Annotated in this window: 1 protein-coding gene; it reads right to left on the bottom strand. The window is 21.6% G+C overall.

Translation table 11 applies throughout. The annotated features are described in order from the left end of the window. Window positions 1-259, bottom strand: a 259-nt coding sequence (locus V7083_RS23250; protein WP_335482532.1) for a hypothetical protein, incomplete at both ends; no start/stop codon positions are given.

Below are 259 nucleotides of genomic sequence, written 5' to 3'. Positions count from 1 at the left end.
CTAAAATTTGATTCGCTAATCCTTTAGAGATTGCCCCTTTTAAATTACAAAGATTCAGTAATTCTCTATAACAGTCATCTTTTAAGTATTTTTCAATTTCACTTAAAATATGTGTATATTCTATATCTATATTAACCAGTTTATTTAAATTTTCATATTCGTTTTTAAGTTCATCTAAAGAATTTGTGTTTTGAATCCTATAATTCTCCAATTTAAAATCAATTATTTTTTTGATTTTGGCTATTATAATTTTTTCTTT

It is taken from the genome of Bacillus sp. JJ1764, assembly GCF_036962145.1.
Lineage (GTDB): Bacteria > Bacillota > Bacilli > Bacillales > Cytobacillaceae > Neobacillus.
The sequence above is the reverse complement of the archived record's forward strand: the minus strand, read 5'-3'. Positions and strand labels throughout refer to the sequence as shown.